16 protein-coding genes are annotated in these 13,158 nt (G+C 35.0%); all 16 read left to right on the forward strand.

Annotation, left to right across the window (positions count from 1 at the left end; all coding sequences use genetic code 11):
* Window positions 1-128: 128 nt before the first annotated feature.
* Window positions 129-923, forward strand: coding sequence for an amino acid ABC transporter substrate-binding protein (locus tag CI949_RS10350; protein WP_133529504.1), 795 nt, complete (start codon window positions 129-131; stop codon window positions 921-923).
* An 11-nt stretch (window positions 924-934) separates the two neighbouring features.
* A complete protein-coding gene (locus CI949_RS10355) occupies window positions 935-1,579 on the forward strand; it encodes an amino acid ABC transporter permease (protein ID WP_290766055.1) in 645 nt (214 codons plus the stop codon).
* A gap of 9 nt (window positions 1,580-1,588) precedes the next feature.
* Complete coding sequence (locus CI949_RS10360) at window positions 1,589-2,317, forward strand: amino acid ABC transporter ATP-binding protein (RefSeq protein ID WP_347877174.1); 729 nt, start codon at window positions 1,589-1,591, stop codon at window positions 2,315-2,317.
* A 148-nt stretch (window positions 2,318-2,465) separates the two neighbouring features.
* A complete protein-coding gene (locus CI949_RS10365; protein ID WP_133529507.1) occupies window positions 2,466-3,218 on the forward strand; it encodes a phosphatase in 753 nt (250 codons plus the stop codon).
* A gap of 11 nt (window positions 3,219-3,229) precedes the next feature.
* Window positions 3,230-4,183: a TIGR01212 family radical SAM protein gene (locus CI949_RS10370; RefSeq protein ID WP_290766059.1), complete on the forward strand. Its 954-nt coding sequence runs from the start codon at window positions 3,230-3,232 to the stop codon at window positions 4,181-4,183.
* Window positions 4,184-4,313: 130 nt separating this feature from the next.
* The gene (locus CI949_RS10375; RefSeq protein WP_290766062.1) at window positions 4,314-4,949 is read left to right on the forward strand and encodes a metallophosphoesterase; all 636 of its coding nucleotides are present in this window, start codon (window positions 4,314-4,316) and stop codon (window positions 4,947-4,949) included.
* Between the two features lie 102 nt (window positions 4,950-5,051).
* The gene (locus CI949_RS10380) at window positions 5,052-6,056 is read left to right on the forward strand and encodes a hypothetical protein (RefSeq protein ID WP_290766065.1); all 1,005 of its coding nucleotides are present in this window, start codon (window positions 5,052-5,054) and stop codon (window positions 6,054-6,056) included.
* 156 nt (window positions 6,057-6,212) lie between these two features.
* A complete protein-coding gene (locus CI949_RS10385) occupies window positions 6,213-6,761 on the forward strand; it encodes a TIGR01440 family protein (RefSeq protein ID WP_290766068.1) in 549 nt (182 codons plus the stop codon).
* A gap of 16 nt (window positions 6,762-6,777) precedes the next feature.
* Window positions 6,778-7,278: an SCP2 sterol-binding domain-containing protein gene (locus CI949_RS10390; protein ID WP_290766070.1), complete on the forward strand. Its 501-nt coding sequence runs from the start codon at window positions 6,778-6,780 to the stop codon at window positions 7,276-7,278.
* On the forward strand, window positions 7,279-8,469 hold the full coding sequence (locus tag CI949_RS10395) for an iron-containing alcohol dehydrogenase (protein ID WP_290766073.1): 1,191 nt from the start codon (window positions 7,279-7,281) through the stop codon (window positions 8,467-8,469).
* 130 nt (window positions 8,470-8,599) lie between these two features.
* Window positions 8,600-9,733 carry a BTAD domain-containing putative transcriptional regulator gene (locus CI949_RS10400; RefSeq protein ID WP_290766078.1) on the forward strand — a complete coding sequence of 378 codons (1,134 nt, stop codon included), beginning with the start codon at window positions 8,600-8,602 and terminating at the stop codon, window positions 9,731-9,733.
* A 142-nt stretch (window positions 9,734-9,875) separates the two neighbouring features.
* Window positions 9,876-10,361, forward strand: coding sequence for a hypothetical protein (locus CI949_RS10405; RefSeq protein WP_290766081.1), 486 nt, complete (start codon window positions 9,876-9,878; stop codon window positions 10,359-10,361).
* Between the two features lie 133 nt (window positions 10,362-10,494).
* Window positions 10,495-11,022, forward strand: coding sequence for a hypothetical protein (locus CI949_RS10410; RefSeq protein WP_290766084.1), 528 nt, complete (start codon window positions 10,495-10,497; stop codon window positions 11,020-11,022).
* Window positions 11,023-11,192: 170 nt separating this feature from the next.
* A complete protein-coding gene (locus CI949_RS10415; RefSeq protein ID WP_290766087.1) occupies window positions 11,193-11,759 on the forward strand; it encodes a hypothetical protein in 567 nt (188 codons plus the stop codon).
* A gap of 20 nt (window positions 11,760-11,779) precedes the next feature.
* Window positions 11,780-12,208 carry a curli assembly protein CsgF gene (locus tag CI949_RS10420; protein WP_290766090.1) on the forward strand — a complete coding sequence of 143 codons (429 nt, stop codon included), beginning with the start codon at window positions 11,780-11,782 and terminating at the stop codon, window positions 12,206-12,208.
* A 28-nt stretch (window positions 12,209-12,236) separates the two neighbouring features.
* Window positions 12,237-13,028, forward strand: a complete 792-nt coding sequence (locus tag CI949_RS10425) for a CsgG/HfaB family protein (RefSeq protein ID WP_290766092.1) — start codon at window positions 12,237-12,239, stop codon at window positions 13,026-13,028.
* The last annotated feature ends 130 nt before the right edge of the window (window positions 13,029-13,158 follow it).

Genomic DNA, 13,158 nt, shown 5'->3' on the forward strand with positions numbered 1-13,158 from the left:
TGTTATGGCTGAGGATTCCTTAGCTGAAATTAAAGAAAAGGGTACAATGGTAGTTGGTCGTTCTTACCTGGGAGCAGATACGCCTGCAGAAAGTATAATAGAGTAAAATAAGTCGAGGGGGAAGAAAATTGAAAAGAAATTTATTTAATATTTTTGTAGTAGTTGTGTTAGCATTACTTTTAGTCGGTGGAAATGTTATGGCTGAGGATTCCTTAGCTGAAATTAAAGAAAAGGGTACAATGGTAGTTGGACTTGATGATAGTTTTCCACCTATGGGTTTTAGAGATGAAAGTGGAGAAATTGTCGGTTTTGATATAGATCTGGCTAAAGAAGCAGCCAAAAGAATTGGTGTAGATGTTGAATTTAAGGCTGTAGACTGGGATGGTGTAATTCTAAGTCTTAAAAATGGTATGATTGATGTTATCTGGAATGGTTTAACAATTACACCTGAGCGGGAAGAAAGTATTGATTTTAGTCAGCCTTATCTAGAAAATTCGCAGAGTATTGTTGTTCAGGCTGACAGTGAGATTGAAACTAAAGCTGATTTAGCTGGTAAAACTATTGGAGTTCAACTTGGAAGTAGCGCTGTTAGCGCTGTAGAGTCTGAGCCAGAAGTGTTAGCTAGTTTTGAAGAATTACGCAAGTATTCTAATAATACTGAGGCCTTAATGGATCTGCAGACAGGCAGAATTCAGGCTGTAGTTTTAGATGTGATTGTAGGTCGCTATTATATGAGTCAGCGTCCAGGTCAGTTTAAAGTTCTAGAAGAAGACTTTGGTGGCGAACAGTATGGAGTTGGTGTTCGTGATGGTGCTGATTCATTTAGAGAGGCTTTAAATTCTGCCTTAGATGAAATGATTGCAGATGGTACAGCAGCAGAAATCTCGGAAAAATGGTTTGGAGAGGACATTGTTCTTAAGTAGGAGGCATTTATTTGTTTGATTATATAATTAATGTATCAGGATATATACTGGAAGGTAGTATTGTTACCTTCCAGCTCTATTTTGCGACAGCGATATTTTCAGTGATTGTTGGGATTGCTGGAGCTTTAGGAAAGATTTCTAAAATACCTCTACTGGAATCAATTTTATCAGTTTACACCTGGATTTTTAGAGGTACACCTCTACTGTTACAGCTCTTTTTTGCCTATTATGGTCTGCCGGTACTGGGGATAACCTTACAGCCCTTTCCAGCTGCCGTATTAACCTTTGTCATCAATTATGGAGCTTATTTTACTGAAATATTCCGAGGTGGCATTGAATCAATTGATGAAGGGCAGTACGAAGCTGCCAAGGTGCTGGGTATGAACTACAGACAGACAATGAGCAGAATTGTAATTCCACAGACTGTAAAAAGAGTACTGCCAGCAACCAGTAATGAAGCGATTAACCTGGTTAAGGATAGTGCCCTTATTGCTGTCATTGGACTTGGTGACCTGCTTCGTGCGGCTAAGGTTGCTGTAACAAGAGATTTTTCTATAATTCCTTTTATCATAGCTGCAGTTTTTTATTTAATAATTAGTTCAGTTATTGTTACAGTTTTCCGCAAATTAGAAGAAAAATATTCTGTTTACGAATAGGTGATAGGTTTGGAAATGATAAAAGCAAAAGAAATTTACAAAAATTTTGGTGAACTGGAAGTGCTAGCTGGTGTATCTTTTGAGGTGCAGCAGGGGGAAGCCATTTCTATTATTGGTCCTTCAGGCTCAGGTAAGAGTACACTTTTACGTTCACTGATCGGCCTGGAAGAAATAAATTCAGGTGAATTATATATTGAAGGAATTTCGGTTAAAGAATCAGGAAAAAAGGCTTACGAAAAAATGGGAATGGTTTTTCAGGGTTTTAATCTTTTTCCTCACAAAACGGTGCTCGGAAATTTAATAGAAGCACCGATGGTTGTAAAAGGTGAAAAGAAAGCTAAGGCTGAAGCCAAGGCGGAAACACTTTTAGAAAAGGTTGGATTATCTGAAAAAAAGGACAGCTATCCGGCCCAACTTTCTGGAGGTCAGAAACAGAGAGTGGCAATAGCAAGAGCCCTGGCTATGGAGCCAGATATAATGTTATTTGATGAGCCAACTTCTTCTCTGGACCCGGAGCTGGTAGGTGAAGTTTTAACAGTTATCAGGGATTTAGCGGAAGAGAATATAACTATGCTAATTGTGACCCACGAAATGGGTTTTGCCAGAGATGTTTCAGACCGAGTATTTTTTATGGATCACGGGAAAATAATTAGTGATACTGTTCCTGAAAAAATATTTGTTAACCCTGGATCTGAAAGGATTCAGAGCTTTTTAACAAAAATATTAAGTCAAAACTAAGGCTCCCCTGGGGGAGCTTTTTTTAATTGATATTTGCTTTTAGACTCAAGGCCTGTTAAAATGTTTACAGATAATTAATAGCTAGTTAATGTATTATTAACCTGACTTCTATAAGCTAATAAGTAAAATAACGAAGGGAAGTGTTAATGTGTTAAAAATTAATACAGATTTGCATACTCATACAGTTGCAAGCGGTCATGCTTATTCCACAGTTGACGAGATGGCAAAGGGAGCCTTTACTAAGGGGATTAAATTAATAGCAATCACTGACCACGGTCCTCAGATGCCTGGAGGTCCTCACATCTATCATTTTGGAAATATATCAATAGTGCCTGATAAATTATATGGTGTTAGAATAATTAAAGGTGTAGAAGCCAATATTTTAGATAAGGGTAGACTTGATCTGGAGGCAGAAGACCTGGAGCGACTTGATTTTGTTTCCGCAGGCTTACACCGTTTAACCGGTCATAATTTAAAAAATAAAAAAGCCTATACTGAGGCTACAATTAAGGCGATGGAAAATCCTTATCTCGATATGATTACTCATCCTGTCCAGAAGGAATATCCACTTGACCTGGAGAGAGTGGCGAAAGCAGCCGCTGAGAATAATGTTATTTTGGAACTTAATGCAAGTTCATATAGTCCTAAAAAAGACCATACTCGGGGCATAAAGAGTCAGTCACTAAGATTGTTAAAACTGGCAAAAGAATATGGCTTTAAGTTGGCCGTAAATAGTGATGCTCATTTTCATGATGAAATTGGAGAATATTCAAGCCTCAATTTTATTTTTGAAAGTGAAGAATTCGATAAAAACTTAATTATCAACCGCAGTCCTGAGAAAGTAATCAGTTATTTAAAAAATAGAGAAAAACGACTCGCTCAATTGAAGAAATCAGTTTAAGGAGTGTCGAAATGGAAGAACCCTATTATAAATACTCACAGTTTTTAAAAGATAAATATGGCAAAAAAACATACAAATTACCTGTAAATCTACCAACAACCTGCCCCAATCGTGATGGTAATTTTGCCAGTGAAGGCTGCTATTTTTGCGGAGAAGAGGGGGCAGATTTTGAAATGCTGCCTGATGATATGTCAGTCCGGAAGCAGCTGCTGGAAAACAGAGAATATATAGGTGAGCGCTATGGTGTTGATCAATTTATAGCCTATTTTCAAAATTACACCAACACCTATCTGCCTATTGATAAGTTAAAAGAATACACAAAGGAAGCAGCCGAGGTTGAAGGAGTAGCAGCTGTTTATTTTTCTACTAGACCGGATGCAATTAATGAAAGATATATTTCGGCTATCAAAAATTCACTGCTGGAAGTTTCTTCGGAAATAGAGCTGGCTTTTGAATTTGGTCTGCAGACTGTTAATTATAAGACTTTAAGAAAAGTCAACAGAAAGCACGGTCTGGCAGAATTTATAGATGCAGTTTTAACTGCAAAACGTTTTAAAGTTGAGGTTGGAGCCCATATGATATTAAATCTACCGGGTGATGATCGGGAAGATGTTATCGAGGGAGCCCGGGTTTTATCGGCCCTGGAAGTAAATCATGTAAAATTACATGCTCTTTTTATTCGAGAGAATTCTGTTTTTGCCAAAAAATATAAAGATGGTGAACTTAAAATCTGTTCACTTGATGAATATATTGATCGAGTAATTTTATTTTTAGAGAATCTGGCTCCCGATATTGCTGTTCAGCGACTAATTGGTAGAGCCCCTGGTGATGAATCAATTTTCGAAAACTGGAATACTCCCTGGTGGGAAATTCACGATATGATCATTAAAAGAATGAACGAACGGGGTACATACCAGGGAAGATCATATAACTATCTAAAGGGAAAGGCTCTGGCTAAGTTCTAATAAAAATATTTAGTTTGAGCTGAAAATATTGGAATTCCAGCTTGATTTCTTAAATGAAAAGTAATATAATTAAAGATAATCAAAATAATAGTATGAAGTCAATTAACAGAGTAGCAGAGGAGTGGTTTATATGACTTCAGTAATCAGAAAGGTATTTAATAATTTCAGCAGCGGTCTTGCTGATTTTAAAAATCGTTATAAATTACCGGAAGAGTTTCACAGCTCTCAGGAATTAAAAATAATGCATATTAGTGATACTCCGGAATCAATTTATTCTCATATCTATAAAATGTTAAACTACAGCCAGCCGGATGTTATTATTCATACTGGAGATTTGGTTGATAATCTAAAACTTGAAGATGCTGGTTCTGAAATAATTCCACTTTATCAGAAAAAGTCAGCTGAATTTATCAGTAATTTAGAAAAATTAACATCGGCCAGAATTATTTATGTGCCTGGTAATCATGATGACATCAGTATCATAAAAGATAATACAAAGAGAAGTGAAGTTGTTGTCGAAGGAACAATAATCGAGTTAGATGGGGTTAAGATTGGTCTGGCACATTACCCAGAAAATCTTCCTCAGAAAGCAGATATTAATCTATTCGGACATAATAAAAAGAGTGAATTTGAGAGTAAAAATAAATATCTTAATGGAATTTTAAATATCAATTATCTGCTCTTGCCTTCCAAAACAGATTATAAGGTCAATTATCCCTGGACAGTTGATCAGGGAAGGCAGTACAAAAGCTTTAATATGATTTAAATATGTAATTATTCTTAGTCAGATTTACAAGGATCTGGCTAATTTATTTTGCTTTAAATTTTTAGAAAGTTAAAATAATTTTTAGTTAACAGGAGTGGTTTGATGAATTTTGTCCGCAGTGGTCCCCGCTACTTGTTTTTGAAAGTAAAAGATCCTAATTTGTTTTCTGAGAAACTTTCTCAAAAAACTGAGGTGAGGCGTCTTAATTTTAAGGCAGCGATTAAACTGGCGGCTGAAGAATCTGTAATAGTTTTTTTAAGTGATCAGCAAAATAAAAGTTTTAAGGTTGAAGACTCTAATCTAATTTTATATCTGCCTCTGAACTCTACTTCTCTGCTGGCGATGATTTTAAATAATGAAGAGTTAAGTCAGGCGGTAAAAAAAGTTACAGCTGGCCCGGGTCAGCTGGTTATGAGAATCCCGGAAAACGGAGAAAAAGTAATTGAGGAAATTATTGAGAATTACCAGGCAGAAAAAGTTTCAATTCTGGAAGGAATTGATAGGGGAAGTACCAACAGCACAATTATTTCCTTTACCGAACAGCCAATCAAATCTAGACTTAAATCTTTAAAAAAAGTTAGAAATAATATTTTAATAAATAAAGAGTCTACGCTTCTTTTTGAGGAGCTGCGGCGGGATGCAGTCCGGTATATTACTCACGGACTGGAAGATCATCAGTGGTCAGAACTTAAAATTAATATTTATGATTCAGATGAGCTTTATGAATTAGAATATAAGAGATTGATAACTATTTTATCAGACCTGGAAGCGGGAATAATTTTGGGAGAATCTTGGACTAAGGACCATGCCTTTGCTTTATTTTCAATAACTGCCTATCAGGTAAGACTCTTTACCTTTTTATCTCCAATTGAAATCAAAAAAATATTATTTGCTTTTGAATATAACAGTGAGGGAGAAAGACTGGTGGATTATGATCTCTTTAATAAGAGTAAAAAAATAAGCTGGTCAGAAATTTTAAATGACAGCAAGCGTCATGATCGAAAAGAACTGGCTTTTAAAATTAGAGATGAAATAATGAAGGAACTTTCGGAAACTGCCAAAAAAAATTATTTTAAAATAGAAGCAGAAATAATGAAGAAATCCTAAATTTTAAGAGCAGGAGAGCTGGCCGGGCTGAGATCTCGGCTTTTTTCTATTGAATTAAAGGCTGCATTAAGACTTTGTATAAATTATCACATATTTGCGATATATATTTTTTTGAGTTAAAATATAGTTATGGATAAGTTTAGAAAGGAGATTTTAATGCAGACAGAGAAAATAGTAGCTGATGTAGAAAAAGCCATCAGAGAATTAATAGATATAGCAAAACCTGAAGCTGGTTCAATTTTTATCCTGGGTGGAAGCACAAGTGAAATACAGGGTAAAAAAATTGGTTCAGCAACTGATTTAGATTTAGGAGATAAGATTATCAAGAAGATAATTTCAATTTTGGCAGAATTTGATCTCCACCTTGCCGTCCAGGGTTGTGAGCATATTAATAGATCCCTGGTTATTGAAAAAGAGACTCAGACCAAATATTTATTTAACGAAGTAAATGTTATCCCACACAGACGAGCTGGTGGAGCCTTTGCAGCAGCAGCATTTAAAGAATTTTCGCAGCCGGTAACTGTAGAAAATATGGAGGCAGATCTGGGGATTGATATTGGTGATGCTTTAATAGGAATGCATCTGAAAAATGTTGCAGTACCAGTTAGATTATCAATTACTGAAATAGGGGAAGCCCATCTTACCGCAGCACGAACAAGGTTGAAACTTGTTGGTGGCGTAAGGGCAGAATATAGAGATTTGTAAACAGGGGGGCTTTAACTTGAAATATTTGCACCATTTAATCGATAAATTTATACTTTCACTTTTAGGCCGCTCTTTTATAATTTTAAAAGATAAGGACTCTCGGGTTGATAAAGAATTAGCATATTTACCTGATTACTTTAATATCGCAATTGCTGTAGAAAAAAGTGGCGCTTATATTGTGTTAAAAAAAGAAGAATCAGAACTTAAATACTGCGGTTATCATTCTTCTCCTGAAAATATCGACTTAAAGATTTATTTTAAAGATGAAGAATTTGCTTATCAGGTTCTGGCTGCCAAAGAGGGAATCAGACAGGCTTTTTCGGAACATAAACTGATGGTTGAAGGAGATTTAGAGTATGCTGTTTCTGTAATTTATATTCTGGAATTAGTTGAAGCCTACATTATGTCAGATGATTTTGCTGAAAGGGTTTTAGCCTACAATTTTAGCAGAGAAATGTCAAGATTGCATTTGGTTTTGAGTGCATTATTATTGTTTAGAGAAAAGGGTGAAATTTAAATGGAAACTTCGAATTACTTTGAATTTTTCAGTCCTGTAAAAATTAATTCAGGCGACCAGGCTTTATCAACTTTAAATTATGAACTGGAGCAGCTGCACGTAAGCAGGCCTTTAATTCTAACCAATCAAACCTTAGATGAACTTAACATTCTAGATATTTTACTTTCCTGTATAACAAAAATAGAGATAAATCCGCGCCAGATCATCAAAACTATTCCCAACCAGGCAACATTAGAAATAGTAAAGAAAGCCTCCCGTCGTTATCGCGAATTAAATTGTGATGGAATAATTGCTCTGGGAGGAGAAGCGATCATTGATACCGCTAAAGGTGTTAATTTAATAATTTCAGAAGAAATTGATGATTTAACAAAACTAACCGGTATTGAAACTGCCCATGGAGATATGCAGCCTTTTATTGTGATTCCTACTACCAGTGGAACTGGCTCGGAAGCAGCTTTGAATGCTGTAATTAGCGATAAAAACAGCAAAAACAACCTGGAGTTTATTTCCAGTAAGTTGATGCCGGATCTAGCAGTGATTGATCCTAAAATGACCTTTACTCTGCCTCCGAGACTGACAGCTTCTACAGGTGTTGATGCTCTGGTCCACGCAGTTGAGGCCTACACCGGACTGCAGACCAATCCTTTAAGTGATGCCTATGCAATTGCTGCTTTGAAATTAATTGGAAAAAATCTTGAACCGCTGGTTAATGATGTGAATAATAAAAATTATAGAGTTGCGATGAATAATGCAGCTTTAATGGCAGGGATAGCTTTTTCTAATTCACATGCCGGTATTATTCATGCCATAGGAGATGCCTGTGAGAAGATTTCTGAAGTTTCCCACGGAGATGCACTTGCTGTTCTTTTACCTCACGGAATGTTTTATAATCTCAAATTTGAATACTGTAGAAATTCCTATCAGGATATTTTACTTGCCCTAGAAGGCACTGAAAAGTTTGTTAATACTAAGGCAGAGGACCGGGCTTTAATGGCTGTTGATTCTGTAGTAGGTATTTTAAGTGAACTGAGATTTTTAGCAGGAATTCCGGTTCGTCTGGAGGAAATCGGAGTTAAGAGATCTGATTTTGATCGGATAGTAGATAAAGCAATGCACAATAGTGCACTTTTAAATTCTGCCGGTCAGGTGAAAAGAGAAGATATTGAGAGTATTTTAGAAGCAGCTTTTTAAAGAAAAGGACATTTATTCTACCATATAAAATTTTAAAAATATAATCCATAAAGAGAAATTATTTTATGGAGATAAGTGCCCCAAAGATAAATGTTTAGTAGTGGATCAGTTTTTATTGGGGGTGTTTAACTTGAGTGAAGCAGATTTTAAATTTTATGGTCTGGGATCTTTTTATTGTGAATATAAAGACAATAAGATTGATGGTAGTGACTGGGTTTCAAAGAGGGCTCTTTACATTTTAATGTATTTACTGCAGGAAAGACAGCGTCGAATTAGTGTAGAAGAGATAGTAGATATATTCTGGCCTGAGTCAGATCTTGAGGACGGAAAAAATAAATTATACAATACTATTTATTTGCTCAGAACTTCTTTAAAAAAAGGGGGGCTTCCAAAAGATATTGTAGAATCTTTAAATGGTGCCTATAATATCAATCATAAATATAAGATATGGACGGACTGGGAATATTTTGAGCGAAAAATAAATAATTTAATGCTTGGTAAAGAATATGCTGTCCAGGAACTGCAGTCATTATTTGAAATGTATCGTGGAGATTATTTCATTACTCTTAAGTATGAAGGCTGGACTGAATTAAATAGAGAAAAAATGAGAGAATATTATTTGATTTTGATTGAAAAATTAACTGAAAAACTTTATAATAATGAAAGTTATCGGGATACAGTAAATTATCTGCATAAAGGGATTGAATATGATCCCTATCGGGAAAATTTTTATTTAATTTATATTAAAGCTTTAGTAAAACTGGGGAGAATTGCTGAAGCAATTAACAGTTATAAAAAATGCGAAAGAATTTTAAAAGAAGAATTAAATGTTCCTCCCGGCCAGGAACTCAAAAGCGAATACCAGAGAATCAAAATGAGTCGAGAGATCACCGAAAAAGTTCAACAAAATTTTAATGCCAAACCCGTAATTGAAAGAGGGGCCATGTTTTGTGATCTCGATGTCTTCCAAAAAATTTATGAGCTGGAGCTGCGCCATGTTAAGCGTCTTAATAAGGAGTTTGTACTGCTGACAATAGATTTTTCAGAAATAGGATCAGAAATTGACTTCGAAGAACTGCTCCATAAAATTGCCAGTACTCTTAGAACAGAGGATGTAATCTGTTACTGCAGCCAAAAAGTATATATTATTTTAAAGGAAATGGATCTTGTCAATAGTGGTCTGGTCATGCAGAGGTTCAATAATCTCTATAAAGAGTTAAATTTGACCAAAAAACCTCCACTGGATATTAAAGAAATCAATTAAATTAAAAATAATAAAAAATTTTTCTTAAACCACCTGAAAGGGTGGTTTTTTTATGTTTTCGAGGTTTTTTCGAGTATTTTTCCATATTTTTGTTAAATCACTCTGTTATTATTAGATTAGAGAAGAGGAGGTGGTGCTGCAAATGTTATTGAGAAAAATAGTTTTAATAATAATATTACTTTTTTTAAGTTTTATTTTTTTGGCATTACCTTTAAGCGCTCAGGAATTTAATGTTTTTTCGTTAAAAAATGACTATCAACTTGAAAATTTAAATACTGGAACTGAGCTGGGACAGATAGATCTGCAGAATTTTAGTTATGGTAATGCTTTTGACTATGATTATTATAATTTAGCTAAAAGTGCAGCAATTATCCAGATTGGAAATTATAATTTTGCTCAGATAAAGCAGGGAAGTGATTATATCACTATCAGTGCTTCAATCGCTTCTATCTACCAGTATGGAAATAATAATTATGCAGCAGCTGTCCAATTAAATAAAAATAATAATCTTAAATTAGCTCAGTATGGTAATAATAATTTTATTCAGGTCGAACAGTACCGAAAAAATAGTAATTTATATGTAAGTCAGTTTGGAAATAATGAAAAATTGAAGTTGTATAAGTATTAAATATAAAAGCTTAATTTTATGTGAGTATATTTTAAAAAGGGAGGTGGTGGGGAAAAGTATGTTAACTAATTGCCGCTTCTTAGTGAAGGTGTTAATGATTTAAAGGGGAAAAGGTTTAAAGGAGGTAAGTAAAATGAAGAAAATTTTATTTTTAGCTTTTGTAATGATAATGGCTCTTTCAATGTCAGCAACAGCTTTTGGAGGAATGGGCATTGGCGGAGATGTTGCAGTAATTGATCAGTTAGGTTCTTTTAATGATGCTGCAATTACTCAGGATGGTTATTCCTGGGGTGGCTGTGGCTGGGATTGTCCATTATGTACAGATAATATTGCTGTAATCCTGCAGGATGGCGTTGGTAACAAAAACTATGTAACCCAAAAAGGTTCTGACAACCTGACCCACGCTTTATCCTTTGGATTTGCTAACACAGTAATTCAGGAACAAAATGGACATGACTTAACAGCATTCGCAGTTCAGCACGGTGTATTTAACCATGCAACCCAAATGCAGTCCGGTAAAATGAATGTAAGTATGGTTAGACAAATTGGTGTAGCTAACAAAGCTTTGACAATGCAGAGTGGTGGAAACTGCTTCTGTGGTGATACAGCTTTAATTACCCAAATGGGCTTTGCTAACAATGCTGAAATTTATCAGTACTAATTAGTTTAATTCCAATATTATACTGCTAACTAATTAGTTAGATCTGACTAATTTGGGGTTGATAGTATCTATTAAATAATATTCATAAAATACAGTCTGGGATAATACCCATTTGAATTCCAGACTGTTTTTTATAAATTTAAAAAAAGATTGTCTTAAGGGGTGAGAACATGACAAACAAAAAATCTTTGATCTCTTCAATGACTATTTTAATGTTGATTTTATTAATATCAGTTTCTGCTGCAGCTCAGGAGATTGATAATCCAGAGGCACAGGAAATCGATAGAGAAATGCAGGATAGAATTGAATTGATTCAGGCTTCACAAAATTTAACGGCTAAACAAACTAATAAGTCTGCTGCAGGAGTAAGTCTATATCTTACAACCTTTCATTCTGGAGAAAAAGAATTAAACCTTGGTGGTAAATTTGAAGGTGACTTTTTTCAAAATGATAGATATCAGGGTATAAATCTTGCCTATGTAATTGAAGGCATCTATCTAGAAGATGAAGATATTAACCTTGCTGGATTTTTGTCAATAAAAGCAACATTAAATGACAAATTATTTTCACCATATTTTGGAGTGGGAGCAGAATTTATGGGTAAGGCCGATTATCAGGGCTTTGTTGGTTTAAACTTAAATGAGAATTTTTTTGTGGAAACAAAATTTATAAATGACAAAGATGAACTTGATAATGGAGATTTTTATTCTTCAGTCGGGTTTAAATTAAACTTTTAAATGAAGAAGGTGAGTTTAGTATGAATAGAAAAATTTCACTGATCATGTTATTCTTTATCATTCTGATGATATTTTCAAATTCAGCTCTGGCAGCAAGTGTAACCAGCTGGAAATTTAATATTTTTAATGATCCCGATGCCAGGCAGGTTGCACAAAATATTGCCAGTGCTCAGAATGATATGAGTCTGGCGAATGATCCAATTGCTCAATTTATATCAGGTATTAATGGCAGAATTATGAACATGATTCAACAGGATATTGTAAATAAGATGCTGGAAGATAATATTGGTGATGGTTTAAATTATGAGGTAGGGGATGTAGAGATCGATGTAACAGAAGATCCTCTTACAGGAATAGTTACAATTGTATTGACCAATATTATTACCGGAGAAATAACAGTAATTGAGTATGATACAACAGAATGGCCTTCAAGTGAAGACTTTGAATAAATAAATTTTTGAGGTAGGGGGGAGAAGTATGGAAGAAATGATTGCTCTACTTTTAATTGTTTCTTTATTTGCCGGTGGCTCGACAGGTTTAATGCCAGAAAAAAATAGAGCAGAAGAACTGGCAGTTGACCCAACTCAGGTTATCGAAGAAGTTAGAATATCAGCTGATCAAATTATAACTTCTCAAGAAAATGTGACTACGGCGACTCAACTGCTGGCAGCTTTACCAGAGCGCGAAGATAAATATCAGGTAGCTATTTATGATATTAAGGATAAGACCGGCCAGTACAGTGAAATTGGGTCGATGGTTGTTTCTCAGGGAGCTACTGAAATGCTTATCACTGCTTTAATCAGATCAAGGCAGTTTAAAGTCCTTGACCGAGTAAATTTGTCTAATTTCATGACAGAACAGTCTCTGGTAGAGCAAGATAGAACAACTGGAAATGATGGGCCAGCAACTGGAGAATTAACAGGTGCTCATTATGTTATAGATGGCGCAATTACTGAGTATCAGATTGATAAAAAAACAGGAGGTTTGGGACTTGTGATTGCAGGAAAAGGTGGGCAGCAGGAATATGCTGTAGCCAGCTGTGCAGTTGACCTTAGAGTTACAGATACTACTAGTGGAGAAGTTGTCTGGGCAAAAAGCCTGAAAAAAGAGATCATTGGAGAAAGAATCAGCTTTCAGGTGTTTTCCTTTATGGGAAATAATATAGTGGAATTTGAATCTGGACGCGGCAAACAGGAAGTTATCAACTTAGTGGTTAGAACTTTGCTGGAGGAAGCTGTTTACAAGCTTTCTATAAGTGATCTTTTATAAAAGTATAATAGTGGAAAAAATATTTTTAGTTATTAACTCAACTTTCGGCGTTAGGTTTTAGTAATAAAACCTTGATAAACATAGGAAGAAGCTCAAAAAAGTAGTCATAAAAAATACAAAAACACCCCTA

This window comes from Halanaerobium sp., from assembly GCF_003070835.1.

Excerpts from the sequence above, each read along its gene's own strand:
- CI949_RS10425 (WP_290766092.1), top strand. The coding sequence starts at position 12,237 with ATGGAAGAAATGATTGCTCTACTTTTAATTGTTTCTTTATTTGCCGGT.
- CI949_RS10415 (WP_290766087.1), top strand. The coding sequence starts at position 11,193 with ATGACAAACAAAAAATCTTTGATCTCTTCAATGACTATTTTAATGTTG.
- CI949_RS10405 (WP_290766081.1), top strand. The coding sequence starts at position 9,876 with ATGTTATTGAGAAAAATAGTTTTAATAATAATATTACTTTTTTTAAGT.
- CI949_RS10410 (WP_290766084.1), top strand. The coding sequence starts at position 10,495 with ATGAAGAAAATTTTATTTTTAGCTTTTGTAATGATAATGGCTCTTTCA.
- CI949_RS10380 (WP_290766065.1), top strand. The coding sequence starts at position 5,052 with ATGAATTTTGTCCGCAGTGGTCCCCGCTACTTGTTTTTGAAAGTAAAA.
- CI949_RS10370 (WP_290766059.1), top strand. The coding sequence starts at position 3,230 with ATGGAAGAACCCTATTATAAATACTCACAGTTTTTAAAAGATAAATAT.
- CI949_RS10395 (WP_290766073.1), top strand. The coding sequence starts at position 7,279 with ATGGAAACTTCGAATTACTTTGAATTTTTCAGTCCTGTAAAAATTAAT.
- CI949_RS10375 (WP_290766062.1), top strand. The coding sequence starts at position 4,314 with ATGACTTCAGTAATCAGAAAGGTATTTAATAATTTCAGCAGCGGTCTT.
- CI949_RS10385 (WP_290766068.1), top strand. The coding sequence starts at position 6,213 with ATGCAGACAGAGAAAATAGTAGCTGATGTAGAAAAAGCCATCAGAGAA.
- CI949_RS10420 (WP_290766090.1), top strand. The coding sequence starts at position 11,780 with ATGAATAGAAAAATTTCACTGATCATGTTATTCTTTATCATTCTGATG.